This is a genomic window from Streptomyces tauricus, from assembly GCF_014650955.1.
Lineage (GTDB): Bacteria > Actinomycetota > Actinomycetes > Streptomycetales > Streptomycetaceae > Streptomyces > Streptomyces tauricus.
Genome location: NZ_BMVY01000001.1, coordinates 563,346 through 590,183, shown reverse-complemented (window position 1 = coordinate 590,183; position 26,838 = coordinate 563,346). Strand labels below are relative to the sequence as shown.

Annotated in this window: 23 protein-coding genes and 1 pseudogene; 11 read left to right on the top strand and 13 right to left on the bottom strand. The window is 68.8% G+C overall.

What is annotated here, in order from left to right:
- Positions 1-3 precede the first annotated feature (3 nt).
- The 4 genes from IE278_RS02380 to IE278_RS02365 are packed head-to-tail and all read left to right on the top strand — an operon-like array spanning position 4 to position 7,548.
- The gene (locus IE278_RS02380; protein ID WP_189768164.1) at positions 4-1,416 is read left to right on the top strand and encodes a hypothetical protein; all 1,413 of its coding nucleotides are present in this window, start codon (positions 4-6) and stop codon (positions 1,414-1,416) included.
- Positions 1,413-2,234 (top strand): hypothetical protein, encoded by an 822-nt coding sequence (locus IE278_RS02375; RefSeq protein ID WP_189768162.1) that lies wholly within the window; start codon positions 1,413-1,415, stop codon positions 2,232-2,234. The genes IE278_RS02380 and IE278_RS02375 overlap by 4 nt, the downstream gene beginning before the upstream one ends.
- Positions 2,231-5,872 carry a hypothetical protein gene (locus IE278_RS02370; RefSeq protein ID WP_189768160.1) on the top strand — a complete coding sequence of 1,214 codons (3,642 nt, stop codon included), beginning with the start codon at positions 2,231-2,233 and terminating at the stop codon, positions 5,870-5,872. Before IE278_RS02375 ends, IE278_RS02370 begins: the two co-directional genes overlap by 4 nt.
- A gap of 26 nt (positions 5,873-5,898) precedes the next feature.
- Positions 5,899-7,548: a hypothetical protein gene (locus IE278_RS02365; RefSeq protein ID WP_189768158.1), complete on the top strand. Its 1,650-nt coding sequence runs from the start codon at positions 5,899-5,901 to the stop codon at positions 7,546-7,548.
- Positions 7,549-7,745: 197 nt separating this feature from the next.
- Here the strand turns inward: IE278_RS02365 and IE278_RS02360 are convergent, their stop codons facing one another.
- From IE278_RS02360 to IE278_RS02350, 3 genes and pseudogenes are all read right to left on the bottom strand, one after another.
- Complete coding sequence (locus IE278_RS02360) at positions 7,746-7,976, bottom strand: hypothetical protein (RefSeq protein ID WP_189768156.1); 231 nt, start codon at positions 7,974-7,976, stop codon at positions 7,746-7,748.
- Positions 7,977-8,333: 357 nt separating this feature from the next.
- Positions 8,334-9,023 (bottom strand): annotated as a pseudogene (locus tag IE278_RS02355) (IS701 family transposase); the annotation flags it as partial.
- Between the two features lie 86 nt (positions 9,024-9,109).
- Positions 9,110-9,886, bottom strand: a complete 777-nt coding sequence (locus IE278_RS02350) for an alpha/beta fold hydrolase (protein ID WP_189768154.1) — start codon at positions 9,884-9,886, stop codon at positions 9,110-9,112.
- A 54-nt stretch (positions 9,887-9,940) separates the two neighbouring features.
- On the opposite strand from IE278_RS02350, the gene IE278_RS02345 reads away from it, so the two are divergent.
- On the top strand, positions 9,941-10,354 hold the full coding sequence (locus tag IE278_RS02345; protein ID WP_189768152.1) for a MarR family winged helix-turn-helix transcriptional regulator: 414 nt from the start codon (positions 9,941-9,943) through the stop codon (positions 10,352-10,354).
- A 144-nt stretch (positions 10,355-10,498) separates the two neighbouring features.
- Positions 10,499-11,095 (top strand): TetR/AcrR family transcriptional regulator, encoded by a 597-nt coding sequence (locus IE278_RS02340; protein WP_189768150.1) that lies wholly within the window; start codon positions 10,499-10,501, stop codon positions 11,093-11,095.
- Between the two features lie 250 nt (positions 11,096-11,345).
- Here IE278_RS02340 and IE278_RS02335 read toward each other — a convergent pair whose 3' ends face one another.
- The 3 genes from IE278_RS02335 to IE278_RS02325 form a co-directional block, all read right to left on the bottom strand.
- Entirely contained in the window at positions 11,346-11,603 is a 258-nt protein-coding gene (locus tag IE278_RS02335; protein ID WP_246569756.1) for a type 1 glutamine amidotransferase family protein, read from the bottom strand.
- 391 nt (positions 11,604-11,994) lie between these two features.
- Complete coding sequence (locus IE278_RS02330; RefSeq protein WP_189768148.1) at positions 11,995-12,450, bottom strand: GNAT family N-acetyltransferase; 456 nt, start codon at positions 12,448-12,450, stop codon at positions 11,995-11,997.
- A gap of 34 nt (positions 12,451-12,484) precedes the next feature.
- On the bottom strand, positions 12,485-13,969 hold the full coding sequence (locus IE278_RS02325) for a carboxylesterase/lipase family protein (RefSeq protein ID WP_189768146.1): 1,485 nt from the start codon (positions 13,967-13,969) through the stop codon (positions 12,485-12,487).
- Positions 13,970-14,318: 349 nt separating this feature from the next.
- Here IE278_RS02325 and IE278_RS02320 point away from each other — a divergent pair, with 349 nt between their 5' ends.
- Positions 14,319-15,221, top strand: coding sequence for a helix-turn-helix transcriptional regulator (locus IE278_RS02320; protein ID WP_189768144.1), 903 nt, complete (start codon positions 14,319-14,321; stop codon positions 15,219-15,221).
- Positions 15,222-15,253: 32 nt separating this feature from the next.
- Here the strand turns inward: IE278_RS02320 and IE278_RS02315 are convergent, their stop codons facing one another.
- On the bottom strand, positions 15,254-16,183 hold the full coding sequence (locus tag IE278_RS02315; RefSeq protein ID WP_281403091.1) for an AraC family transcriptional regulator: 930 nt from the start codon (positions 16,181-16,183) through the stop codon (positions 15,254-15,256).
- A gap of 143 nt (positions 16,184-16,326) precedes the next feature.
- On the opposite strand from IE278_RS02315, the gene IE278_RS02310 reads away from it, so the two are divergent.
- Positions 16,327-17,079 carry an SDR family NAD(P)-dependent oxidoreductase gene (locus IE278_RS02310; protein WP_189768140.1) on the top strand — a complete coding sequence of 251 codons (753 nt, stop codon included), beginning with the start codon at positions 16,327-16,329 and terminating at the stop codon, positions 17,077-17,079.
- A 42-nt stretch (positions 17,080-17,121) separates the two neighbouring features.
- Here IE278_RS02310 and IE278_RS02305 read toward each other — a convergent pair whose 3' ends face one another.
- Both IE278_RS02305 and IE278_RS02300 read right to left on the bottom strand, forming a co-directional pair.
- Positions 17,122-17,889 (bottom strand): hypothetical protein, encoded by a 768-nt coding sequence (locus tag IE278_RS02305; protein WP_189768138.1) that lies wholly within the window; start codon positions 17,887-17,889, stop codon positions 17,122-17,124.
- 166 nt (positions 17,890-18,055) lie between these two features.
- Complete coding sequence (locus tag IE278_RS02300; RefSeq protein WP_189768136.1) at positions 18,056-18,325, bottom strand: EF-Tu C-terminal domain-related protein; 270 nt, start codon at positions 18,323-18,325, stop codon at positions 18,056-18,058.
- Between the two features lie 361 nt (positions 18,326-18,686).
- On the opposite strand from IE278_RS02300, the gene IE278_RS02295 reads away from it, so the two are divergent.
- Positions 18,687-21,662 carry an NACHT domain-containing protein gene (locus tag IE278_RS02295; protein ID WP_189768134.1) on the top strand — a complete coding sequence of 992 codons (2,976 nt, stop codon included), beginning with the start codon at positions 18,687-18,689 and terminating at the stop codon, positions 21,660-21,662.
- A 43-nt stretch (positions 21,663-21,705) separates the two neighbouring features.
- On the opposite strand, the gene IE278_RS02290 is transcribed toward IE278_RS02295, so the two are convergent.
- The 3 genes from IE278_RS02290 to IE278_RS02280 all read right to left on the bottom strand — a co-directional run bounded on the left by IE278_RS02290 (position 21,706) and on the right by IE278_RS02280 (position 23,926).
- The gene (locus IE278_RS02290) at positions 21,706-21,942 is read right to left on the bottom strand and encodes a hypothetical protein (RefSeq protein WP_246569753.1); all 237 of its coding nucleotides are present in this window, start codon (positions 21,940-21,942) and stop codon (positions 21,706-21,708) included.
- Between the two features lie 197 nt (positions 21,943-22,139).
- On the bottom strand, positions 22,140-22,802 hold the full coding sequence (locus IE278_RS02285; RefSeq protein ID WP_189768132.1) for a response regulator: 663 nt from the start codon (positions 22,800-22,802) through the stop codon (positions 22,140-22,142).
- Positions 22,799-23,926, bottom strand: coding sequence for a sensor histidine kinase (locus IE278_RS02280; protein ID WP_189768130.1), 1,128 nt, complete (start codon positions 23,924-23,926; stop codon positions 22,799-22,801). The genes IE278_RS02285 and IE278_RS02280 overlap by 4 nt, the downstream gene beginning before the upstream one ends.
- 232 nt (positions 23,927-24,158) lie before the next feature.
- Here IE278_RS02280 and IE278_RS02275 point away from each other — a divergent pair, with 232 nt between their 5' ends.
- Both IE278_RS02275 and IE278_RS02270 read left to right on the top strand, forming a co-directional pair.
- On the top strand, positions 24,159-24,563 hold the full coding sequence (locus IE278_RS02275; protein WP_189768128.1) for a DUF6223 family protein: 405 nt from the start codon (positions 24,159-24,161) through the stop codon (positions 24,561-24,563).
- 301 nt (positions 24,564-24,864) lie between these two features.
- Positions 24,865-25,848: an AraC family transcriptional regulator gene (locus IE278_RS02270; protein WP_189768126.1), complete on the top strand. Its 984-nt coding sequence runs from the start codon at positions 24,865-24,867 to the stop codon at positions 25,846-25,848.
- A 495-nt stretch (positions 25,849-26,343) separates the two neighbouring features.
- Here IE278_RS02270 and IE278_RS42065 read toward each other — a convergent pair whose 3' ends face one another.
- Positions 26,344-26,799: a DUF1931 family protein gene (locus tag IE278_RS42065; RefSeq protein WP_246569738.1), complete on the bottom strand. Its 456-nt coding sequence runs from the start codon at positions 26,797-26,799 to the stop codon at positions 26,344-26,346.
- Between the last annotated feature and the right edge of the window lie 39 nt (positions 26,800-26,838).

Below are 26,838 nucleotides of genomic sequence, written 5' to 3'. Positions count from 1 at the left end.
GCCGTGAGTGCTGAACCGGATCTCCGCATCCACTTCCTCGACCACCTGATCCCGCGCGCCACCCCCGGCGACTACCGGGTCGTCGTCAAGAACACCCTCACCGACTCCGGCGGCGAACTGGACGCCCAGGACAAGCTGCCCCCGTCCGAGGAGACCTTCGAGATCAAGGCTGTCCGCTTCGTGCTCAACGAAGCGTCCGTCCACGCCTACTACCCGCCACGCGAGAGCACCGGCGCCTACACCAGGACCCTGCCGCACATCACCCTCAGCCGGTCGATCCTGCCCTGGGAACGCAACCTCGCCGGAACCCGCGCCGAGCAGCCCCCGGCCCGCCCGCCCTGGCTCGCCCTGCTCGTCTTCGCGGAGAACGAACTGCCCGACGACCCGGCCGCGTCCGGGGTCACCGCGTCGCGCACCGTCGCGGAGTTGCGGAACCCCGCCGAGGCAGGGGTCAAGGGGCCGAACCTGCCGGCTGGCGGCGTCGACGAGGACGAGGACCGCAGCACGTGCCGGACCGTCGACGTCCCCGCCGACCTCTTCAACGCGGTCGCCCCGCGCGACGACGAGATGTACTACCTCGCGCACGTCCGCAAGGTCGTCGACGCGAGCAAGACCCGGGCCGACGGCGAAGTCCTCAAGGAAGGGGAGTACGCGGTCGTCAACGCCAGCCGCTTCCCGCACAACCCCGGCAACTACGCCGTCCACCTCGTCTCCCTCGAAGGCTTCGAGGGCCGCCTGTCCGGCACCCTGCCCGACGGCACCACGGCCGTCCGCCTGTGCTCACTGCACAGCTGGAGCTTCACCAGCAGCGAAGGGCCCGCCGCCGACCCCGGAGCGCTGCTGGAGAACCTCGTCGCCCCCGGCGCCGAGGAACCCGAAAAGCTCGCCCTGCGCCTGCCGGTGACCGCACCCGCCACCGACGACACCGAGGACGACTACGTCCGCGACCGCCTCGAACGCGGCTACACCGCCGTCCCGCAGCTGACCCTCTCCGGAGAACGCACCTTCGCCTGGTACCGCGGCCCGGCCACACCGGTCACCGCGTTCGACGTGCCCACCGAGCACAGCCCCGGCCCGCACACCACCTCCGACCACGCGCTCATCTACGAGCCCGAGCACGGCATCTTCGACGTCAGCTACGCCGCCGCCTGGACCCTGGGCCGCGCCATCGGCCTGGCCGACCCCGAATACACCACCACCGTCAGCCGGGCCCGCCGCGAACTGGCCAACCGGGCGACGACGTTGATGGCACTGGCCGCGGATCCGGCGCGCGCCTCGGTCGACCCCGACGCCCCGCCCGCCCTCGGCGCGCTGCGCGAACTCGCCTCCGCCCGCTTCCGCGAGCAGCTCAGCACCGGCCTCAAGGGCCCCAGCTCCCGGACGACGCCGGCCGCAGGACCCCGCAGCCGAGAGTGACACGTACCCGGGCGAGGGCCGTGCTCGCGGACGAGCGCGCCCTCTCCCTGCTGCGGACCACCGCGGAACGCGACGCCGGGACCATCGCCGCCTGGCAGGCCCGCCTCGGCCTGCTCCAGGGCGTGCCGTTCCACCACCTCGTGCCCGACCCGCGCATGCTGCCCCTGGAATCCCTCCGGATGTTCCGCCTCGACCAGAGCTGGCTCGACGCGCTCGTCGCCGGAGCCGCCGACGTCGGCGTGCACACCTCCGTCGACAGCCGCCTCGCCCCCGAACTCAACCGCGCCACCGCCCGCGCGACCAGCGCGAAGGATGCCGCCGGCGGGCTGCTCATCCACTCCGAACTCATCCCCGCCTGGCCGGACATCAAGATCACCGCCTACCTGGAGGACGGCACCGTCCTCACCGAACTGCGCCGCGCCACACCGGACAAGAGGATCCTGCTCGTCCTGTGGGACGGCGTTCCCGACAAGGTCGTCCTCCGCGAACCGGGACAGGGCATCCACTACGGCATCGACTCCGGGAACCGCCTCGGTCTGCGCAGCCTGGCCGCCGACCCACCGATCGGCACCCCGCTGGAGACCTACTACCCGGCCACCGGCGACCTCTTCGACCTCCATCTGCGCGGCGACCCGGACACCGGACCCGCAGTGCTCCAGATGTTCGGCACCGACGGCCTGGTACCCGCCCTGGCCCGGGAGTTCGGGCTCACCGACCTGGATCCCGGACAGCTGGCCCTGGAACTCGTCAACGCCCCGCTGGAACAGGAAATCCTCAGCCCCACCGCCCTCACTGCCCGGACGGAGACCGCCCTGTGAGCGCCACGGACCTGATCATCCCCGTCAAGGTGAACGCCCTGGTCGTCAACCGGCTGACCCGCACCGCCGAGACCTTCAACCGGTGGACACCGAACTTCGACGCCATGATCGAGGAGGGCGCGGGCGCGGAGCCGTCCCCCGGCGTCGGCACCGAGACCATGGGCCCGGACAGCGAAGGCGTCTACGTCCAGTGGCAGTTGCCCGAGGCGCTGGCCAACGGGCACTACGACCAGACGACCGGGGAGACGACCTTCCCCTTCGTCCCCAACCGCTGGCTGGTCGTGCGCTACAGCAGCACACCGACGGCCTCGGGCCCCAAAGCCGTCGGGTGGGTCGTGCAGAGCGACTACCTGGAGAGCCGTCCGGTCCAGGACGCCGACGGCAACGACGTCCTGGGCACCAACAAGCACCCGAACCCCGAATCGCCCGAGGGTGCTCCGCTGGAACTGACCTTCCTGGGCCGCCGCCACGACCTCACCCAGGCGCCATGGACGGAACCGCCCGCCCAGCAGCCGCACCTGACCGCGGCCGGGCCCGGGCTGCCCGGCTTCGCGGCCTACCAGCCGTACAACAAGGACGTCTTCTCGATCCACGACACCCTTGAGGACCTCAAAGGCGACCTGGACAACCACCCGCCCGACGCGACGCTGAGCTACTTCGTCGCCGGCTGGTACAGCGACGACGATCTTGACTACCTCCACCGCGCCGCAACGGTGCCCGGCCTGCTCCCACCGGACGCGGCCGGGACGGCAGACCTCCTCGAAGCCCTCGGCTGGGACGCCCCCGAGGGCACCGCCGCCGACGCCCTGGACCGCACTCTCTACAGCGGCTTCGCGCTGGGAGTCGACTGGCAGCGCGAAGGCGCCACCCACGAGTCCGACAAACCGAGCAACATCGAGCTGAGCGAAATCCTCACGCTGGGCAGCAGCAGCGCCGAGGCCCTCGGCCGGCTGGCCGGCCGGCAGACCCGGTCCGCACGCACCGGGGACCTCGTACGCTCACTCTTCCAAGGCACCCTCGAAACGCTCGACACCGCCGACGGCGAAGAAGACCTCGACACCATCACCCACCACTCCTGGTTCTCCGGATCCGACGGCGGCCATGTGTGGAAGGTGTCCGCGCGCCCCGTCGAAGGCGATGACGAGCTGCCGCCCCCACCGCCGGCACCCGGGTGGCTGGCCGGGCTCAACGACGTCCAACGGCAGTACGACGACCTCACGCCCAGGCTCCGCCGGTCTCAACAGCGGCTGTGGAACATCTGGTGGCTGCGCAACAAGCCGGTCCCCGCGTTCACCCCTGAGCACCCCGCCGGGTTCGACGACGACGCCGATGTCCAGCTCGACGAGAGCGACCCGACGAGTCTGGCCGGGCGGACCGGGGCTCTGCTCGACGAGCAGTTCGCGCTGTCGCGGCAACTGCCCACCGGAAGCACCCCGGAGGAACTCGCGACCGACATCGCGAAGTACGCGACCGAGCGTGGACTCGACCCGCGCTACCAACTGGAGCGAACCGCCCGCGAGTCCTACTACCGCCCCGCCGACCCGGTCGTACTCATCAAGGACACCGGAGCCAGGGAACCCCTCACCCGGGACGCCCCACTGCCCTGCCGCCTCCCCGAGGCTCTGATCACCCGGATCACCGTCGACGGCAAGACCTACGACCGGCCCACCACTCCACCCAGCCCCGGACTGGCCGGACTCCCCGACGCCTGCACCCCGCTGCTCGCCGAGTTCGCCCTCCTGGACCAGGTGGTCCGGGTCCCCGGCGCCCTCGAAGCGGCTCTCGCGGACCCCACAGCCGTCGCCGGACCCGTCCCCGAGCACACCGCGCCGTGGCGGCAGCCCTGGCTGCCCATGCACCTCGAATACGAGCTGAAGTACTGCCCCACGCCCTTCCAGGGCGACGGCACCACCTACTCGACCTTCGACGGCAGCCGGTACGAATGGTCCGGCCGGGGAGCCGAGCCCGGCGGCGGCGAAGCCGACCTGCGCTGGCTCACCTTCAAGAACCGGGCGTTCCTCACCCCGAGCGCGCCGTACGTCCTGCAGAAGCAGATCGACCGCTACCTCGACACCTACTCCGGCGCCCCCACCGAAGGCCTGCTCGCCCTGCGCGAGGAACTCGGCGACCCCGGCCTGCTCTCCCAGCGCCTCGACGGCTTCCACGACTGGCTCGTCCAGCAGGACGGCACCGCCAGGACCACCGTGCACGTCCCCGAGGCCACCGCCCGGCTCGTCGGCGACATCCAGAGCGTCCCGGAGGGCGGGCCGCTTGACCCGCCCGCCGACGACCCCGGAACACCGTTCCAGCCGGTCCGCGCCGGTCAGTTCGCCTTCCACGACCTGCGCATCGTCGACCGTTTCGGCCGCACCTACAACATCGTCAACAGCACCAACTACGAACAGGTATCCCTCACCCTCGCGGACAGCGTCGCCCCTGACAGCGTCCTCGACGAGGACATCATCGGCACCGCCCGCTTCGTCCAGCTCGGCCCGCGCCTTCTCCAGGGCGCCCGCGTCCGGCTGGAGACCGTACGCGCCGTGGACGGACAGCGACTCTCGCCGATGGCCCGCGCGGCCACCACGGAGAACCCCCTGGCCGGCTGGCTGCTGCTCAACCACCTCGACCAGACCCTCGTCGTGCACGGACCCGACGGCGTCGCCCTCGGCGAACTCCGCGTCGTCAAGGACATCGACGCGGCGGACGACAGCGTATGGCTGCCGCTCCCCGGCTCACCCCATCCCGACGTCGACGCCGACGAGTTCGAGGACGCCATGCCGCACCTGGCCCGGTTCGTCCGCACCCTGAAGGACGAACCCGCCGCCGCCCTCACCGGTCTGCTCGACACCATCGACCAGACCCTCGACACCATCCTCGACGACGCGGCCCAGGAGGACGGCTCCCCGCTGCGGCTCATCGGCCGCCCCCTCGCGCTGGTACGCGCCGATCTGGGCGTCGAGCTCGAAGGACCACTGCTGAGCAACCCCAGCTGGGACCAGGTACTGGGCGAGTCGCAGGAGGAGTACGACGGCTACCGCTGGCCGGTGCGGCTCGGCAACGAGAAGCGGCTCGGTGACGGCCTCATCGGCTACTTCGCCGGGGCGACCGGCCCCGACCAGGAGATTTCGTACGAGCTGTTCCACGCGGTCATGCCGCAGGGCGGAGGGGGTTACCTGACTCCGATCGACAAGGGCCACGGCCTGTCCGTGCCCGCACGCACCCCGGACCAGCCGGTGAAGCACCACCTGACGCTGCTGATGGATCCGTACGCGGCGGTGCACGCCACCACGGACATCCTCCCGGTGACCAAGGTCCAGCTGCCCGACGACCTGGTGTCCGAGGCCATGCGGCGGATCCGGGCGTCGTTCCGGCTCGGCCCGCTGCTGGCCGCCGAGCGGGTCGACAAGGCCGAGGAGGCCCGGCGGACGCGGGAGGGGCAGGAGCCTACGGAAGCAGGTGTGGTGCTGCCGCAGCCGGCGTCGTGGCACGGGGCGTGGAGCTGGGCCGAGCCGCGCGGGTCGGACACCGAGTGGGTGGAGCTGCCGATCGTGCCGGCCGATTCCGCGGCGCACTTCGGGGATCCGCAGGCGCAGGCCCGGTACGGATACCTGCTGCTCGACGCGACCGAACTGTCCTGAACCTCCGCCCAAGGAAAGGCTGTTGCATGAGCGTCATCATGGTGAACGCCACCAACCTGCTGCCGTACGAGCCGTCGACCGACCCGAAGCCGTTGCGGGTGAGCTCCGCCGAGGAGACCGAATACGGCTCCGTCAACATCAATGTGGGCGGCGGGATCACCACGCCGGCCTGGTGCAGCAAGATCACCGTCCGGGTGCCGGTCGGCGCGGGGGCCGAGCACCTCACCACCGAAGGCGCCGGCATCAGGACCGGCGCCAGTACCGGCTGGACGCCGTCCGCTCCCGCCGTCTCCGGCGGCTTCGCGGTCATCACCTTCACTCCGGCGCGTGCCGTGCAGTTCACCGGGCAGATCGTCACCCTCACCCTGTCCAACATCGCGGTCAACCGCACGGCGGGTCAGGTCTCCCTCGCGATCGTCGAGAGCTCGTCACCGACGAACGGGAGTTTCACCGACAAGAGCGGCGCGGTCGTGGTGGACAAGTTCCCGGCCGGTTTCGTGTTCCGGAACTTCGCGCCCGAGAAGATCATGGTGGAGAACGGTGAGGCAGCCGTGCTCCGCTGGGAGGGCTCGGACGCGAAATACACGATGCACTGGGGCGACACGCCCGCCGGAGTCTCCCTCGACAAGGAACGCGTCTGGCCCACCCCGCGCGGCCTGACGACCGTCACCGGCTTCATGCTCCGTGCCGAAGTCACAGCCGGTGGCTCCACCCTCACCCACACCCTGACCACGGCGGTCACCGTACGCATCCCCGACCTCGTCGTCAGGAACCTCACCGTCCAGGGCCCGGCCACCTTCGCCGACAACGTCAGCCTCAGCAACACCGCCAAGGACCTGACGGTCGCCGGATCGGTGCGCGGCGCGGGCAGCAGCCCGCTGCGGGTCAGCCAGCCCGCAGGTCTGAAGGTCGACGCCGCCCTGAACGTCCACGGTTCGAGCACGTTCGCCAACAACGTGGCGGTCACCGGATCGGACACGACGACGGTGACCGTCACCGGCTCACTCCGCGGTGCGGGCAGCAAGCCGCTGCGGATCAGCCAGCCCGCGGGCCTGAAGGTCGACGCGGCCCTGAACGTCGCCGGAGCGAGCACCTTCGACAACAACGTCACCGTCGCTACGGGCAAGACCCTCCGCGCCGGCGGGCCGGTCCAGTTCGCCGGTGCGGTCCAGGCGTACGGCTCACCCGCGTACCGGCGCTCCTGGCCACAGCAGTCCGTGCCGTCCTTCGGTAACTACTTCCACGCGACCGCCCCCACCGACGGAACCCTGTCCGGACAGGTGACGGGTCCGACCGGAATCTCCGGAAGCACGACCAGGCTGACTGTCTATACCGACGGCCGCTACAACAACATCACCCCTCCGGCGCAACCCGGCATGGCATCGTTCTCGATCCCACTGCGCAAGGGCCAGTCGGTCTGGATCTACGCGGAGGTGAACCCTGACTTGTACCGCGTGTTCATGACGCTCACCGTGCTCTGGTTCCCGATGGGCCAGTCCCTCGACCTCCAGGTGCACTCCGCGGGAGCCCCGGCACCGACCGCGGAGACGGAACAGGGGTCGGAAAGCGGTCCCGTTCCACAGGAGTTCGTCGCACTGAACATGCCGGAAGAAGACATTCCCGAGGCCGATCCCGAGACTGCCCGACAGCCCACGGATGCCCCTGAGCCCGGCTGATTCTCCGGGCCCGGGATCAGAGGGTCGTATCCGGGGGCGGTCGGCGTCATCCTCCCGGTGCACCCACACTCAGCCAACTTCCCTTTTTCATAGCCAGATAGGTCATGCACATCGCTGACTATGGAAAATAGAAGTTAGCTGAGTGTCGGCGCACCCGGCGCAACGCTTCCGCTTCCCGTCCACGAGAGCCGTGGCACTCAGATTAGTCCGTGCAGGAAGCAGCCGAGTGTGGTGGCCGACTGGGGTGGGTGGCCGCCATCGGGAGCGATGTTGTTGTAGTCGGCGATGCGCATCACCACCGTCCCTACCTCAGCGGGTGAAAGCTTCCCGCTGAGGGGCAGGAAGCCGAACGGTTCGACCTCAGCGACAGCCCAGAGGTCGAAGCCGTCAGGTACGTACATCTCCAGGACGGGGTGCATCGTGATCACCGTGCGAAGTGTTCCGCACCCACCGTCCGGATCGCCTCCCGATTACGCCGCGCATCCTCGTCCAGGCCGACGAGGATGAGCAGCTCCGTCCAGGCTCAGGTCGACTGCGTTCTGGCGGTGCGCAAGTCCGCGCATTCCAGGCCCCGTTCGGGATCTGGCGCACCGGCCAGTGATGCATCATCAACCCACCACGCCCCAAAGACCGCGCGACCAGCGGGAACGGAGCCCAGCGGAGTACACCGCTAGTAGGGCTTGGTCAGGTTCGTAGGGGTGTGGGTATGTTGCGGTGGCAGGTGGGGCAGGCGCCGGTCCAGGTGGCGAGGAGTGTCTGCAGTTCGCGGACTGTCTGGTAGAGGCTCAGACCTGCGCTGCGTCTTTTGGGTCTCGTGCCAGTCGTTGCAGGGTGCAGAAGGCATGGGCGGCGGAGACGAGGGTGACGTGGTGGTGCCGGCCGTTCCAGGTGCGGCCCTCGAAGTGAGCCAGGCCCAGGGCCTGTTTCATCTCGCGGTAGTCGTGCTCGATGCGCCAGCGGAGCTTGGCCAGCCGCACCAGCGCCGCCAGGGGCATCCCCGAGGGCAGGCTGGATAGCCAGTACCGCACCGGCTCGCTCTCAGTGGCGGGCCACTCGGCCAGCAGCCAGCGTTCGGGCAGTTCCGGGCCGTCGGTGGCCCGGCGGACATCGCGTCCGGCAGGGCGGACTCTGAGAGCGACGAACCGGGAGTACATGCGCTTGAAGCCGCTGCGGCCGTTGCCCGGCCGGGATCCCTCCCGCCAGGACACCGGCCTGGCCGCCGTCCGTCCGGCCGCGATCACCAGGTCTTTCACGGTCTGCGGTGCATCGGGATACTGCATTTTCGGCGGCCGGCCGGTGCCCGCGTAGGCGGGCTGAACGGGCTGGGCATGGGATGGATGGGCGGTGTGGCGCGATGAGATGCCCATCGCGTAGGGCAGACCGCGTTCCTCCAGGCCATGCCGGAAGGCGGCGGCATCACCGTAGCCGGCGTCCGCGACGACCAGGGGAACGTCGATGCCCCAGGACCGGACCTCGGCCATCTCCCCAGGTTTCACACCATCACAACGACACCAACAGCCCAACAGACACGCCACTCGAAACTGAAGCTGACCAAGCCCTACTAGGACTTCGTCAGGAACGGGTCGATCGCCGACCATGTCGCGTCCGGGGCTTCGAGGTGCGGGAGGTGCCCGGCCGCCGGGATCTCGACGAACTGCGCGTCCGGCACCGCACGTGCGACAGCCCGTCCGTATGCCGGCGTGACGATCCGGTCGCTCTCGCCCCACACCACGAGCGTCGGGACGTTCACCGCGCCGAGCTGGCCGAGCAGCGTCGGGTCGCTCATGCCGGTGCCGACGAAGGCGGCCATCGTGCGTCCGTTCGCCTGCTGGATCGCGCGCTGCTCATCGGTGAGGCCTGCCGGGTCGACGTAGCCGCGCGCCGGGTCGTGCCAGGCGGCTTCGGCGAGGCCGCGGGCGTCCAGGGCGAAGAAGTCCGCGACCGGCTCACCCTCCACGACCGCGCCGACGCCGTCGATGTCGATCACGGCCCCGACCAGTCCCGCGTACCGCTCGTCATGGGCGGCCTGCACTGCCATCTCAAGCGCGATCCACCCGCCGATGGAAGACCCGATCAGCACGACGTCGTGCTCCTTGTGCTCAAGCAGGCGCGCCAGGTAAGCGGCCGCTAGGTGCGCGACCGAGGCGATGGAGTCGGGGCGCACTGTGCCCTCCCACCCGGGATGGGTCGGCCCGATCGCGTGCATGGTGGCCGAGAGGTGTCCCACTATGGGCGCGACTGTCCGCGGCCCGCCACCGCCGTGCAGCACGAGAGCCGTGCGTGCCTCGGGCGCGCCGGCCTGGATGACAGGAAGGTCCTTCGGAAGGGAAATGCTCATGACGCTCCTCCATGACTCAACATGTTTATATACCGATGTTGATACAGTAGCACCATGACGACCGACCTAGAAGTCCTCGGGCAAGCGATCAAGCGTGCGCAGTACCGGAACCACCGCACGATGGATGCCGCGCTCCGCGAGATCGGGGTCAGCCTCGTCCAGTGGGATGCCCTGCGCGCCATCGAACGGATGCCGGGAGCCTCCGGGCATGAACTCGCCGTCGCCACGTTCCAGAGCGATCAGGCGTTCGGCACGCTCGCGAACCGCCTTGTGGACCGTGGGCTCATCGCTCGGTCCGCAGGCCGCGGGCGACGCTTCGAGCACACCCTCACCGAGGAGGGACGTACAACACTCGCGGAGGGTCGGCAGTTGTCAGTCGGCGTACTGCAGGACCTCTTCGCACCTCTCGACGAGGCGCAGCGCACGGAACTGCTTCGAACACTGCGGGTACTCACCGAGGACGCATGATCTGACATCGAGCACGGGAATCAACCTGCCCACGCGAGGCGGGGACGTCGACTTCCCCGGTTCACCCGTCCCCCCGGCGGTGGGCACCTGGACTTTCGCGACAAGTTTAGACGACTGGTCTATTGCTCGGGTACAGTTCGGGGTATGCCAGCCACCACAGCGCGCAGCGCCGACACTCGTCGGAACATCCTCGACGCCGCCCGGCGGATCATGGCCCACAAGGGCTACTCCGCAGTCGGCCTCAACGAGGTGCTCGCGGCGGCCGCCGTACCGAAGGGGTCCTTCTACCACTACTTCTCCTCCAAGGACGCCTTCGGCGAGGCCCTGCTGAAGAGCTACTTCGACGACTATCTCGCCGACATGGACCAGGTACTCGCACAGCCCGGCCGGTCCGCCGCCGAGCGTCTGATGTCCTACTGGCAGATGTGGCGGGAAACGCAGAGCTTCGACGAGTGCCAGGGCAAGTGCCTCGCGGTGAAGCTCGGAGCCGAGGTGTCGGACCTTTCCGAACCGATGCGGCTGGCCCTCAAGGAGGGCACGGGCGCGATCGTCGACCGCCTTGAGCGGGCCATCACGAGTGGCCTCACGGACGGATCGGTCGCGATCGACGGCGCTCCGCGCGAGACGGCACAGATCCTCTACGACATGTGGCTCGGCGCCAGTGTCATGGCCAAGATCCATCGGAGCCTCGAACCCCTCGATGCCACCACGGCGATGACTCGCCGACTCCTGCACGCGTAGAGGCGATTACAGCGGGCCGGATTACGCCCTTCCTCCCCCGCGGCTCGCTGCTGCTTCCTGCTGACGGGAGCCGACGCGACGCATGGTGAGTGGACACCCGTCTGGTCCGGTCCCGGCCAGGCCCCGGCATGAGGGGCGGCTGGGAGCCGGGAGCCGTCCCCCGCCCAGATCACGCGGCACTGCCTGCCTGGCTTCAGCCAGGCAGGCAGTGCCGAAACCTCTGCTTCACTCCGAGGCGGACAAGCCGTCCTCACCGACCGATCCGGCCCGATCCGGCCTGAGCAGTGGTGAGCGCGATGAGGGTGTCGGCTGCCGGGCCGGAGGAGGCGGGGTTCTGGCCGGTGATGAGCAGGCCGTCCTGGACGACGTACGGTTCCCAGACGCCGATCTTGGAGTAGTGGCCGCCGAGGTTCTTGAGTTCGTCCTCGACGAGGAAGGGGACGACGTCGGTGAGTTGGACGCCTCCCTCTTCGGTGTTGGTGAAGCCGGTGACCTTCCTGGTCTGCACCCGGGGTGTGCCGTCTTCGCTGACGGTGTGGCGCAGGACGCCGGGTGCGTGGCAGACACTCCTCCTGCTCGGGACGGCCGTCGTCCTCGGCTCGGCCTACGGTCTCCTGCTGGTCAGCGGTCTGCAGCTCGTGGAGTCACTCGCCGGGCCGCAGACCATCTCAACAACGGTGGCACGACAAGGCGATCCGCATCGAAATCACCAGCGCTCTGAAGGCTCTGAAGAGGAGCGACCCGGAATTCGCGCGGGGCGAGGTATCGATCACGGACCGTTTTCCAGGTGCCAGCGCCGGTGTCGGCGGGCGCCTCTCCGTGGTTCAACGGAGCCCAGGCGCAACCGCCCAGCCAACGGTGTCCCGTCCTGCGCATGTACTGGCCGATGCCACTCCAGATCAGATATGGATGACCTCGCCGTTTCGGTGATCCGGATGTACACACGAGCGTCCGGTTTCCACCAGGTCCGCGGCAACGGGGTCCAGCGGCCCGAGATCAAAGGTTCGGTCCCCGAACCGATCACCCACGAGTGCCGCACACCGCGGTGGCATCATGCGATACGTACCGACGATCATCCCGCTGCGATTCTCACGCACGATCAGATGGTCCGCGTACTCGGCGTACTCGTCGATATCCAGTCCACTGCCCAAAGAGGACAGGTGGGGACCGAACTCGGTCGTGAACACGAGGTGGCGCAGTTGCTGGGCTTCACGGATTTCATCGCGGTTGGCGATCGCCAGCGAGTAACCGTCCTTGCCGCGGATTGCGGCTTTCGGTTCATCGGCCGATGTGTAGGTATCGGGTATGGGCTCCCTTTCCTCACGCCTTGGCGCAGTGTGGATGATTCCTTTCACGAGCTCCCGCTCCTCTTTCGAACTCGACAGCGTGTCAGCGCCGTCCGTCCCACAGCGACCGCTGCTCGGCGTCGGGGTCGTCGAGGGGACGGGATTCGGTGTCGAAACGCATCGTGGTGCGGTTCATGATGTCGTAGGGCGCCCAGCCAGGATCTCCGTGGGTGGCGAAGGCGATCCAGGCAGCGTGCATCTCATCGGCGAGTTGCTGAGGGGGTTCAGGGCCGAGCAACGGCGACAGGGCCGGCACCTGCAGATTGTCGAAGACGAACGGGATCTCAAGGGTGTGGCACGCTCCCAGGCGCCCCTCGAAAGTCGACGGCCGCCACGCGAATTCGTACAGGTAGGTACGCCCGGGCCGGCCGACGTGAGCTTCCGCGAGGCGAATGGCGGGAATCCGGTAGTACCAGTCCGTCGCGAGTGCCGCGAGCAGGTCACCGGGAGTGCCATCGGGATGCTTCGCGCGGTAGACAGCGACAGCCTCTTCGGGATCGAGACCGTAGCCGGCGGCGGCACCTTCCAGGGTCGCGGAGTCTATGAAGCCGATGACACCCGTGGGCTCCAGGAAGAGCCTGAACTCGTCGGTGTTGCTTCCGACCAGGACATCGACAGTGGCTGCTGAACCGTCCGCGATCGAGGGGAGCGGGTCGCGGGGCAACAGGTCTCCGTCGACGACCGGTTCGAAGGGCATCAGGTTGTGCGCGACCTCGTTCCAGCGCCGCGGATCGGGATCGGCCGCGATGGCAGTACGCAGCTTCTCCGCCGCCTCGGCCAAGCGGTCGAAGGAGACACCCGAGAGGCTGTGCCGAGTGGGGGGTATACCCAGCATGTCCGTGAAGTGGTGGCCGATCCGGCGCGCCGTCGCTGCGGGGAGGGCATGGTGTGCTGCCCCGCTCTGCAGGACTGCACGCTGGAACAGTCCGTCCGCGGCGGGGACGGCGAGGAGAGCGCCGATGCTCATGGCGCCCGCGGACTCGCCGAAGACAGTCACCTTGCGGGGATCGCCACCGAACAGCGAGATGTTCTCCTGGACCCACCGAAGCGCGGCCAGCTGGTCGCGCAGTCCGAGGTTGGCTGTGTCGCCGTCGCCGAGGTACAGGAACCCGTCGGCTCCCAGCCGGTAGTTGATGGTCACGCACACCACGCCGTCCCGGGCGAACCGGGCGCCGTCGTAGGCGGGCGCGGCGCCGGATCCGTTGGTGAAAGATCCGCCGTGCAGCCACACCATGACGGGGAGCCGAGCCGCCAGGTCAGGTGTCCAGATGTTGAGGTTCAGACAGCCCTCACCTGTCCTTTCGACCTCGGGGACCAGGACGTCAAGGGGAGCGGGATAGGCGACTCGGGGCGCGGTGTGCCCGAAGTGATGTGCGTCGCGTATGCCCTGCCAGGGTTCGACCGGCTGGGGAGGCAGGAAACGGTTCGGGCCGAAAGGTGCGGCGGCGTACGGGACTCCCTTGAAGGCGGTGACGCCATCGGTCTCAGAGCCACTCAAGGTGCCGTGCGGGGTCGCGATGGTGGGCATGGAGCCTTCCTGGTGTTTCGCACAGCGCACTTCGTCTGTGCCGAACTCGCATACTGCGTCCGTTCGCGGGGGAGAACAACGCCCGCGTGAGACCCGCTCTCCCAGGGCGACCCTCAATTCGTTACGCATCCGTACGTACTCTCCGTCCGTCGCAGCGCCCCCATCGCCCGCGCCGGCGTATCCGCCCGGTGTCGGGCGCGAGGTGAGCCGGTACAGTCGGTTCCCTGACCTGAGCCGACCTGAGCTGCCCTGACCTGACCTGACCTGAGCTGAGCTGACCTGAGCTGAGCTGCTCCGGCCGTGCGGCAGATCGCTCACCGTCACGAACACGGCAAGTGGAGGATCCTCGTTGAACTCCGGTGAGTTGGGGCGTTTTCTCCGAACTCGACGGGAAGCGGTGCAACCCGCCGATGTCGGGCTGTCGACGGGCGCGCGTCGCCGCACGCCGGGACTGCGGCGCTCCGAGGTCGCCCTCCTGGCGGACATCTCAGTCGACTACTACGAGCGCCTGGAACAGGATCGTGCGGGCCGGCCGTCGGTGCGGCTTCTGACCGTCCTGGCAACGGTACTGAAGCTTGACGATGCCGAGAGAAACTACCTCCACAACCTCGCCGGCTACCCGGCCAGTGCGGCGTCCGACACCGAGGACCGCGTCGAGCCGGAGTTGCGCTTTCTCCTCGACTCGCTCATTCACACACCGGCCCATGTGGTCGACGACCTGAGCAACGTCCTCGCGCAGAACCGTCTCAGCGTCATGCTGTTCGGTCCATGGGCCCAGCAGACGGGACGACGCGTCAACGCCATCTGGCGCTGGTTCACCGAACCAGAAGCCCGCGCCCAGAGCTTCCTCGAAGATGACCCGGCGGTCGGGCGACAGTACGCGGCCATTCTCCGATCGGCTTGGGCGGCACGAGGACACGACCGAGCGTCCAGCGACTTGGTCACCGATCTGCTGGCGTCCAGCGCGGAGTTCCAATACCTCTGGGAGGACATGGGCGTTGGCCACATCCAGTCCACGCACAAGGAATTGGTGCACCAGCGGCACGGACGGTTCGAGGTGAGCTGCGACACCATCCGCAGCGCGACCACGACTCGCAGCCTGCTGGTCATGAGGCCACTCGCGGGCACCGACACAGCTCAACGCTTCGAAGCCCTCAGCGCTTCCGCGGCCCACCCCGCTGATGCGGGTAGTCCGACCGCACGCCAGGTCTCGCCCGCACCGAGGAGAAGCCGGCAGACCTCAGGTGCATGAACCGGCCATCGTCGATCCGGCCGACCTCTTCTTCAGTTTTCGTTCGCGGTCGAGGGCGACGACTGCCGCGTCTGGTTCCGGAACTGCGCGGGCGATGTACCGACCACGCGGCGGAACGCGGTGCTGAACGCGCTCTCGGACAGATATCCGGTGGCCCGTGCGAGCTCGGAGATCGACAGGGTGTCGCGGGCGAGGGCGTCACGCGCGAGGCTCATGCGCCATTGGATCAGGTACTCCAACGGCGGGACCCCGACGTGGCTCTTGAAGGCATGGGCGAACGTCGAACGGGACATGTGACTGATCTCGGCGAGCTCCTTGAGGCTCCAGGAGTGCGCCACGTCCGCGTGCACGGCACGCAGAGCGGCACCGATGCCGTCCTCGTTCAGGGCGCCCAGCCAGCCGGTGGGCCGGTCCGTCTGACCCGCGTGCGCACGCAGCATGTGCACGAGCAGGATCTGTGCGAGGTGGTTCTGCACCAGCGGGCCGCCGGCGGCGGCGACCCCGACCTCGATGGCGAGTAGATCGATCAGCTGCGCCAGCTGCCTGCCATGAGGATCGGCCACACGGACGATCACGAGCGGTGGCAGGAGGTCGGTCAGGAGAGCCGCGTTCCTGTCGTCGAACGCGATGTGCCCGACGCAGAGGTAGAGGTCCTCCTCGGACTCCGGGCCGAGCCGCACGAACCCGTCCTCGGCACCCACCCACACCGCCTCTGCGGGGCGCGGCCTCGCGTCCAGCGTGCTGGCCAGCACGTACGGCGGCGGATTGCCCAGCATGAAGGTGTCCCCCTCCCGCAGGAGCACCGGCTCGTGGCCTTCGAGGATCAACCAGCACGTGCCGTGCACGAGGCCCCCGATCCGTACGTGCAGGAACGGGTCGAAGCGCACAGCCCACTCCCCCGCGGCCCGGAGACTGGGCCCGATCACCGTGTGGGGGCGTAGCAGACCGATCGCGTCAGCCACGGGGTCCCGAAATCCGAGCACCGACGACTCCTCCTGGACGGTACGTAAAGAATGCCGGACTTTTCATCATGGATGTTATCGCCGAGTGCCCGCACTATCGACAGCGAACGGATCGGCACCACGAGAGTGATGGAGACATTCACATGGGACAGCTGGAAGGCAAGACGTCGGTGGTCACCGGGGGCAGCACCGGTATCGGACTGGCCACCGCCATACGGCTGGCGGACGAGGGCGCGTACGTGTTCGTCACCGGCCGACGCGAGTCCGAACTGGAGGCCGCCGTCAAGACGATCGGAGCGGACCGGGCCACCGCGGTCGTCGGCGACATCGCGAAGCCTGAGGACCTGGACCGGCTGTACGAGGCGGTCCGGGCGCGAGGCAGAGGTTTGGACGTGCTCGTGGCGAACGCGGCGATCGGTGCGTTCGTGACGCTGGAGCAGACCACCGAGGAACACTTCGACCAGACCTTCGCGGTCAACGTCCGAGGCACGTTGTTCACCGTGCAGAAGGCATTGCCGCTGCTCAACGACGGGGCCTCGGTCGTCCTGGTCGGTTCGACGGCGGGCGACCGTGGGGTGGAGGCGTTCGGCGCGTACGCGGCGTCGAAGGCGGCCGTCCGGTCCTTCGCACGGACGTGGTCCAACGAGCTCAAGGGCCGTGGCATCCGGGTCAACGTGGTCTCGCCGGCCTGGATCGAGACGCCCGGGGGCACGGCGGCTTTCGGCGACGAGGAGACCGCCCGGGCCGTCAAGGAGAATGTCGCCGCGACCGTGGCGAAGGGCCGCATGGGTCAGCCCGAGGAGGCCGCCGCGGTCGTGGCCTTCCTGGCCTCGGAGCAGAGCAGTTACGTCGTCGGCGCGAACATCTACGTCGACGGCGGCACGAACCAGATCTGAGCAGGTAGCTGAGCAGACACCGCACGGTGGCCGGAGGAGTGCCTATGGCGTACCCGAAGCGAGAGTGCGCAGCGTGCGTTCGATGTGACCGTGGAAGTCGCCCGAGTTGTAGTCGGTGCAGGAAGCGGGAGCGGGGCCGGCGGCTGCGGCGGTGAGTTCAGCGACGGCACGGTCGACCAGCGCGGACTCGAGGCCTGCTCGACTGCCACTGGCGATGCGGGCGAGCGCAGTGGCGGCCGCCCAGCGCACCAGTCTGTCCGCGCTGTCCAGGTACGGGGCGACGCGGACGGCGTGCGCTGGGCCGCCGACGAGGCCGACGGCGACCAGGGCGGTGGCCGCCGCGACAGGCTCGTGCTCACGCTCGGCGAGGGCGAGCAGACGCGGCAGCGTGGTGGGCGCGGCTTCGGGGAACCAGGCGGTCAGATAGGCGATCCGGGTACGCGGGCGGGGATCGCCGTGGTCGAACAGGGTCAGGAGTCCGGGCAGTTCGGCGAGGACCGCGTCGTACGAGCACAGTGCCGTCCATCGCGCGTCCGGCGAGTTACCGGCTGCCACCCAGTCCCGTATGTCGCGCAGTTGCCGCCGCTGCCGCTCGTCCGTCTCCGCGGCCAGTTGCTCGTCGTACCAGAGGAGCATCTTCTGCGGGGAGCACTCGGACGCAGCCGCACGCCAGGCCGCCGTGTCGATCCCGGTGGTGAGCCGGTGCTCGTCGTACCAGTCGACCGCGAGGCGCGTCAGCGGCCACATCGTGTTCTCACGGGCGGTCGGCGGCCCGGCCACCGCGATCCGGGCGAGGAACGGAACAGCCACCGGGGATGCCTGGTACCGGCTGCCCTGGTGGAAGATGTTGTTGAACAGGCCGTCGAACGCCTTCTCCCGTCGGGATGACCGGCGTATCCCTTCGGCCCGCGCTGATGTCCGACCGCGCAGTCACCGCTATGCGATCCAGCTCCGGCTCCGGCTCCGTTCGTGCAGTTCAGCGCCGGAGTCGCCTCACGGTGCCGGAGCCGGCGGCACGACCGCGCTGGCGGAACGCGAAACGCTGGACTGCCTCCAGGGCGATTTGTTCTTCGATGGTGACTGTCACTTCGGCTCCGTGCAGGGGCCGCACCACATCCACCCCGTGAAGCGTGACGGTGCCCCACACTGCGGCGCTGCGCGTGTAGAAGCGAAGGCGATCGCCGGATACTACGTCCGCACCGCCCTGTTCCTCGGACATGAGGGTGATGTCCGCAACGAAGCACATTCAGCCGAGGCTAACAACGCGTACTCCCCCTACAGCTGAGAGGCGCCGGAACAGTGTCGAAGGTGGCGCCCTGTTGCGGACGTTCGTAGAACTTGACCGGGTCGCCATGGGCCCCGACGCCGAACGCCTGACGGTGAAGAGCGGCGCCTACGCCCGCTTGCACCCGTAGGTGCCCGCGTCGGCAGCGCGGCTACAGCGGCGTTCGGCCCGTTCGAGGCGTTCGGCCAAGACCGCGGTCGCGGAGATTTTCGTGCTCCGCCGACAGCAGGCCCCCGCTCCTCTAATCTGATGTCGACGCGACGGTTCAATCACCGGAAGGCGGTCGAGGGTGGAGCCTGCGGCTCTGGGGATGGCCGCACGGGTGGCCTCGACACTGATCAATCCGCTCGTGGCGAAGCTGTTCGTACGGGAGGAGAGCGGCGCCGACCTCGTCAGCAAGCCGATCCGTGTCTCCCAACTGGTCAGCTGGCGCGGCCAGAAACGCACCCTGGACGAGCGGGACGTACGCAAGATCAGCGAGAAACTGATCAGCCGGACGCTCGCCGCGAACCCGTACGAACCCGCGGTGCACGACGGTGACCGCATCGCCGTGGTCGACGCGTTGACCAAGACCCTGCTCTCGCTCGGCGACCTGGAAATGGAGGACGTCCAGGCGGTCCACCTCGGGCACGTCGAGCTGGCACGCAGGTTGTCGGTCGCGGCGAACGACTCCACGCGGAACATGAGCGCCGACGCGACGAACCTCTACCGCTCCCTGCTCACCGTCTGCTGCCTCCACATACTGCAGTTCTTCACGCAGCGCTCGTCCTTCATCCCGGCCACGCTGATCACGCAGACCCGCATGATCGACGAGACGCTGCGGCGCATGGAGGTGCTGACGGCGCGGCTTCCCCCACCGCTCAGCCAGGACGCCGACTTCGAGCAGCGATACCTGGAGTATCTCGGGCTCAAGTACGGCAAGCTCGCCATCTTCGGACTCGACCTCAGCGCCCCCGGTCAGGCTCGTTGGCCGCTCGACACGGCCTATTTGAGCCTGGAACTCTCGGCGCAGAGCCGCGACGGAGGTGTCTCGGCCACCCACCGGCTCCGGGTCGAAGGAGCCCTGACCGGGAAGCGCCGTGTGGTGCTGCGGGGCCCCGCCGGTTCGGGCAAGACGACACTGGTCCAGTGGCTCGCCGTCAGCGCAGCACAGAACGACTTCGACGACGAACTCGCCTTCCTTCGCGGCCGCGTCCCGTTCATCCTCCCGCTCCGCAGCCTGGCGCAGGAGTCCACGCTTCCCACCGCGCACAAGTTCCTCGCCATGGCCGGCAGCATGCTGGACGGTGCGCAACCGAAGGGCTGGGCCGACCGGGTCCTGCACAGCGGGCGCGGCATCGTGCTCGTCGACGGCATCGACGAGATCTCGGAGTCGAAGAGGGTGCTGACCAAGCGGTGGCTCACGGAACTGACCGAGATCTACCCGCGTACGTTCTTCCTCGTCACCACGCGCCCTTCCGCGGTCCCGATCGGCTGGGCGGCGGACCTCGGGTTCGTCGAGTTCGACCTGCTGCCCCTCAATCAGGGCGACATCGACAAGTTCGTCAACCGCTGGCACGACGCGGCCCTGTCGACTCTGGGGGACGCCGAGGAGCGTACGGAGGTGGAGCGGTACCGGGCCGCCCTGCACGTCACCCTGCGCCGCAAGCCCGATTTGTATCAGCTCGCCACCAATCCCCTGATGTGCTCAGTGATCTGCGCCTTGCACCGCGACCGGCACTCGCAGCTGCCCGAGGGGCGCATGGACCTGTACGCGGCCGCGCTGCGGATGCTTCTGGTCCGCCGCGACAAGGAACGCGAGGTCATCGCGCCGGAGGGCTTGCAGCTGACCGAGGAGCAGCAGATCCAGCTCCTCCAGCGGCTTGCGTACTGGCTCATCCGCAACGGGCGGTCCGAGGCGACTCAGGCGCTGGCCGTGCGCATCATTCGGGAACGGCTGCCCTCCATGCCGCCCGTCGTCCCGCTGGACGGCGCACACCAGGTGTTCCGTCATCTGCTGCTGCGCAGCGGGCTGTTACGGGAGCCCACGCCTGACACGGTCGACTTCATCCACCGGACCTTTCAGGACTACCTCGGCTCGAAGGCGGCCGTCGAGTCCTCGGACCTGGATCTGCTCGCCCAGAACGCCGGTGACGACCAGTGGGAAGACGTCATCCGCATGGCCGTCGGCCACGCTCGGGAACGCGAGCGAGCCGAACTGCTCCGCAAGCTGGTGGCCATCGGTGACCAGCGTCCCTCCCAGCGGCGCCGCTATCATCTCCTGGCCGCGGCAAGCCTGGAGAACGCCACGACGCTCGACCCGGCGGTCAGGGCGGAGGTCCTCAGCCGCGCGTCCTTCTTGATCCCTCCAGCCACCTTCGAGGAGGCGGAGAACCTGGCGCAGGCGGGCGCGGTGGTCCTCGACGTACTGTCGGGTCCTGCCGACATGACGGAGGAGCAGGCCGTCGCGAGCGTGCGCACGATCGGGCTGATCGGAGGCCCCGCCGCACTGCAGCGGATGCGGGCCTACAAGGACGCGCCCCAGCGCGGTGTCCGGCAGGAGGTCGTCAACACGTGGCCGCGGTTCGACACCGTCGAGTTCGCCGAGTCCATCCTGGCCGGCTGCCGCTGCGACGACATCGACATCCCGGTGACGAACGTGGAGCAGGTGGCGTGTCTGCGGCAGCTCCCCGAAACGCCCAATCTGTCGCTCCCCCGGCCGTCGCTGATCTACGAACTCTCCGCCGTCCTCGACCGGGACTCCTTTGTGTCCCTCGCGCTGGGCACGGCAGAGCACCGCACGTCGGAGCTTCCCTCCCTCGCCGGACTGCCCGGGCTGCGGCGCCTGCGCGTACACAGTCCGACGTCCACGCTGTCCCTGGAACCGCTCGCCGACAGCGCCATCCAGGAACTCGTGCTCGACCGCGTACCGGTCGGCCTGGACCTCTCCGCGCTCCAGGCCGTTCCGCGGCTGACCACGCTGAGCCTGAGTTTCGCCGACCGACTCGCTCTCCCGGATGTCGCGCTGCCCTCCGTCACGTCTCTGCGGCTCAAGGGTGTGGCCGACACAGCTGAACTGCCCGACTTCGCCGCCCTTTTCCCCGGCCTGACTCGGCTGCACCTGAACCTGCATCGCAGGCCGCGCCGGGCGCCCCTTGATCTGTCCCGAGTGCGAGGCATCGACTCCGTCACCGTCCGCGTCCGGAACACGACGAAGGTCATCGGCCTCGACGCGCTCGACCTGGGGCGGGTGTCGGTCACGGTGGAGGGCCGCCGCACGAGCGGTCTCCTCCCCTCGTTCCGCAACCAGCGCCCCTGACCCGAGCGGTAAGCCGGCACACCCCGCTGACTTGTCGGGCTGGTCACCGGTCTTCGGCTGACTCCTCCACCGCGTCGAGCAGCGTGTCCACCAGTACTTCGTGGCGCTGCCGCTCCACGTTCCTTGACGGGCTGGACAGCACGATGCCCTTGGCGTCGCCCAGGGCATGGGGACCCGCGCCGAGCAGCTCCCGCGTGATGATGATCGAGTCCAGCACGCTCACCCCGCGGTCACTCAGCAACCGCTGCACGGTCCCCATTCCTGCGTCTGTTTCCAGCATCGACCGGCACTCCACGACAAGAGCGGAGATCCGTGCAACGCGAGCTGGATCAAGCGCCATCGGTTCCTCACCCCTCTGCCCGGTGCAGCCAAAGTACCGTGCCCGTGACTCATCAAAGCCGCGCCTCAGGATGGAGCTTGTTTGAGCACGACCCTCTGGACACGCTGCTGCGGGCCTTCTCGTCCAGTCCGTGGATGTCAGGGGTTGCGCGGGGTTACCAGGCCGGATTCATAGGCCAGTACGACGAGTTGGGCTCGGTCGCGGACGTGGAGTTTGGTCATGGCCCGGTTGACGTGGGTCTTCGCGGTCACCGGACTGATCACCATGCGGTCGGCGATCTGGTCGTTGGACAGCCCGTGTGCGACCAAGGTGACGGCTTCGCGTTCACGGCCGGTCAACTCCGCCAGTCCGGCGCCGGCGGCGACGGGGAGCGGCTGGGTGACGTACTGCTTGATCAGCTTACGGGTGATGGACGGGGCGAGCAGAGCGTCACCGCGCGCGGCGACGCGTACGGCGTGTACGAAGTCGTCCGGGACGATGTCCTTGACGAGGAAACCGGCGGCGCCGGCACGCAGCGCGTCCAGGACGTATTCGTCCATGCCGTAGTTGGTGAGGATGACGACATGCACCGAGGCCAGGGCCGGGTCGGCGGCGATGCGCCGGGTGGTCTCGATGCCGTCGATGACCGGCATCTGGATATCGATCAGCACGACATCGGGCAGGTACCGCTCGGTCAGCGCCAGACCCTGCTCGCCGTCGGCTGCCTCGGCCACCACCTCGATGTCGTCTTCGAGGTCGAGAAGTGCCCGGAATCCGCTGCGAATGAGCGGCTGGTCGTCGACGAGCAGGACACGGATCATGAGGCTCGTTCCACGGGGAGTTCGGCCCGGACGGTGAAGCCGCCTTCGTCGGTCGGCTGGGCGGACAGCCGACCGCCGAGGGCGGCGACGCGTTCCCGCATGCCGAGCAGTCCGAGGCCGGTCTCCGCCACCGCAGCCGGTGCGGCCTTGCCGTCGTCGTCGACCTGGATGGCCAGTGAGCCGACCTGGTGGACGATACGGACCGACGCGGTCGCGGCGTCGGCGTGCCGGGTGATGTTGGTCAGCGCCTCCTGAACGATCCGGTAAGCGGTCCGGCCCACCGCGGCCGGCACGTCGCCGCGCTGTCCCTCGATCGTCAGCGTTGCTTCCAGGCCCGCCCCGCTCGCCCGCTCCACCAGCTCCGGGATGTGGTCGAGCCCGCACGGCGGGGTGGTGTCGTCATCGCGCAGCGCCTCCAGGGTCGCGCGCAACTCCCGCATCGCCTCCCGCCCGGCCGCCCGGATTGCCAGCAGCGGTCCGGGCACCTGCTCGCCGCGTCTGCGGGCCACGTGAACGGCGACCTCGGACTGCACTTTGATGATCGAGATCTGGTGAGTGAGGGAGTCATGCAACTCCCGGGCGATGTGCAGGCGTTCCTCATCCGCGCGGCGCCGCGCGGCCTCCTCCCGGGTGCGCTCGGCTTCGTCCGCCCGCTGCTCGGCCTGCCGTACCGCCTCGCCGGCGGCAAAGGCAGCGATCAGCCAAGCGATCTCCAGGACGTTCCGGGCCTGGGCGAACGCCTCGCGCGCCGGCCCGTCGCGGAAGACCAGCGCCGTGAACGGGAGGACGACAAGGACGGACACGGATGCCACCACCGTCAGGGCGCGGTGCCCTGCCCGCACTGCGCCGTACACAGCAACCAGGTACGACACGGCGAGCACCTCGAAACCCACCGCCTCGTACCCCACCGCGCACAGGCCGGTGACGGCCAGCACGGCTATCGGGGCCTTTCGGCGCGCGGCCAGCGCCAGACCGCCCGCCACCAGCAGCGCGGCGCCGAACAGCTCACGCCCCGCGGCCGGGTGCTGCCCGGACAGCCCGGTTCCCAGCAGCAGTGCCGCCACGCCGACGGCTGTCGCCCAGTCCATGGCACCGGCCGGGACACGAAAACGCCCTGTGTCCATGCGCGCACCCTAGCCGGACGCCGCTGCGGGCGAGTCCCGCCTGCGGACGAGTACCCGGCTACCGCACCCGCGGTACAGGCCCGCGCCCTGCCGCATGCGCAGCAGCCGCCTGCCACATCGACGGCAGACCGAAGTGACCGCGTCTGCCGGACGACGAGCGGTGTGGTCGGCAGGGACGCTCAAGGGACAGCGATATCCCGGACATCCGGCACGCGCGAAGGAGGAGAGTGACATGAGGGCAACAGATGTCCTGACGGTGGCCGCCGAGGGCGGAGTCATCGGCGACGGGCGGACGGGAGCCAACCTGGCCCTCGGGGTGGGGCTGCTCGGCGTGGCCATCGGCTGGCTCGCCCTGGCCCGCGTCGCCGGCCGGATCAGCACGGGCAGCGCGCGTATCGGCGCCATGTCGGCCATGGCTGCGGGCGTGGTCGGCATCGTACTCGCGGCGCTGCATCTGGCCACCTCCAGCGGTGGCCCCGGCACAGGCAACGGGATGGTCGGAGCCGTCGCAGCCCTCCCCCTGGGACTGACAGCCATGGCCATCGGCCGACGAGCACTCACCCGCTCCCGCTCCCGAAGCACCGAGCTGAGCGACGAACGCGCCGTACACGAGCGGGGGTCCGGGTCCGTATCGTAAGGACCACCAGACCTACGTCGACGCCCCGCCGGACGGGTGTGCTCGGGCCGGCATCCCGCTCATGCAGGTGAGCGGCCCGTGATGTCCAGCGGACGCCGGTGGCTCGCACCGCTCGTGATCATCGAGCGCTTCAGTGATTTGATCCTCAGAGCTTTAGGATCTTCGACAAGGTCGGCCGGAGGCGACGTCTCGTTCCGATCCAGGCAACCGTGAGAAGGGAACACTGGGCATGGCGGCAGGCAATGGGTGACGATGATCTGCACCATCCCTCGTATGCCCAAAAGGCACAGGAGATCACGGTATGCACCACTCGCCCCACCAGGGCCAGAATTTGCTGAAGTTCCGGACGACGGATGTGGACGAAGCTCGGCAGGTCATGCACGAACGCTTCTACGCCAACTTCATCGACGTACCCGACGGCGGCGCCGAGTTCATGGCGCGGTACGACATCGCAGCCCTCGGTCCGTTCGCACTCGGACGACTCTCTTTCGGGGCGGAGGTGCGCATACAGTTCGGGGAACTCGGCTCGTACCACGTGGACATCCCTCTGGACGGCCACCTGGCCTGGCGGCAGGGAAGGCACACCAAGGCGGTGGCGACCACCGCGAACGCCGCCGTCTTCCAGCCGCACGGCGACACGGCCCTGGATCGAGTGAGCACCGACTGCTCCATGCTGGCCGTGAAGATCGACCCCGAGGCCCTCAACGAGCAACTCGAACGCCTACTCGGCCGACCACTGAGCACGCCCGTCGCCCTCACGCCCGAACTCGACGTAGCGCAGGGAGCGGGTCTGAGCTGGGTACGGATGATCCGCGCGGCGTTCGCCGAGATACAGGTCGGCGGGCTGCTCACACGGCCGATGGTCGCCCGTCCGCTCCAGGAGTCCCTGCTGACCGGGTTCCTCCTCGCCACCGGCCACCGCTACCGCGACGAGCTCGACCGGCCGAAAACCGCCCTGCGCCCGGGCCACGTCAAGCGTGCCGTCGAGGCCATGCACAGCATGCCGCAACATCCATTCACGGTCGGCGAGTTGGCCGTGCTCGCCGGGGTGAGCGTGCGGCGACTCCAAGAAGCCTTCCAGCAGTACGTCGGCATGACCCCGCTGGCCTACCTCACCGACGTCCGCCTCACCCGCGTCCACGACGAACTACGCCGCGGCACACCGGGCGAGGTGAACGTGAGCGAGGTCGCCCATCGTTGGAGCTTCGGCCACCTGGGCCGCTTCGCGTCCCGTTACCGGGCGCGCTTCGGCGAGTTGCCCTCGCAGACACTGCGTTCCGGGTGACCACGGCCCACGGCCATTGCCCCGCGCTGTGCGGACGACAACCGCGCTCAGCGGATCGTGCGCGATGACGACCACGTCCTAGGGTTCCTGGTGTTCGCGCGTCCCCGTGTTCGGTCCGCCGCGCGGACATCGGTCGGCCCGTCTCCCCCGTTCGGGCCGGCCATCGCCCGTCGGCGCCCCCCCAACAGCCGCGGGCGGGTCGGCAGCGCACATGTGGCCTGGACCCCGCCAACGTGTACTGCCCGACGCCGGAGAGGTCCGGGCCGGGGTCGGCGCTGGCCCGGACCTCGAACGGGCAAGGTGCGCAGTCTTCGCGATGAGGTTGGACGTCGATCGCCGGTGAGGCGGCGGGCCATCTGATCGGTCATGGCGGCCAGGCTGATCAGGCTTCGGAGCGGGCCGGGGGTCCTTCAGGTCGGGGCAGGGGATCTTGAAGCTCTGGGCAAGGGTCGGTCCGAGTGCGCCGATGGTGTCCGGGAAGGCCGCCTCGATCTCCTAGTCGGGCGTACGGTCCAGGGCGGAGTGGGTGGCGAGCTGTTCCAAGCGGAAGTGGTGAATGCTCTCCTGCAGGCCTATCGTGATGGGTAGGTCACAGGTCTGGATGGTGTCGCGTTCCTTCGGCCTTGAAGCGGTCTGCGCGGCGGTCAGCAGATCGCAGGGCTCGGAAGGACCTCTGGAACCAGGCAATAAACATCGCGGCCATGACGGCAACCTCCGCTGCGGGTGCCGGGGCGACTCCCGGTTCCAGGCATGTTCGACGCGGCGGCGTTCGCCCTCACCAGCAGCGGCATCTGAAATCACGCGTTGCACGGGGCGCGTAGGGCCACTCCGTGACGTGACGTCGTCCTGCTGCCGATCCGCGCGGACGTCCGGCTCCCCAGGAACAGTGGAACGCCTGGACCTGGCAGGGCAATGAAGGGAAAGCCGATCGAGCCCGACAGACGCATGCATTCGCGCCGTGCTTTCGGACAGGCTGACTGCAAGCCCAAC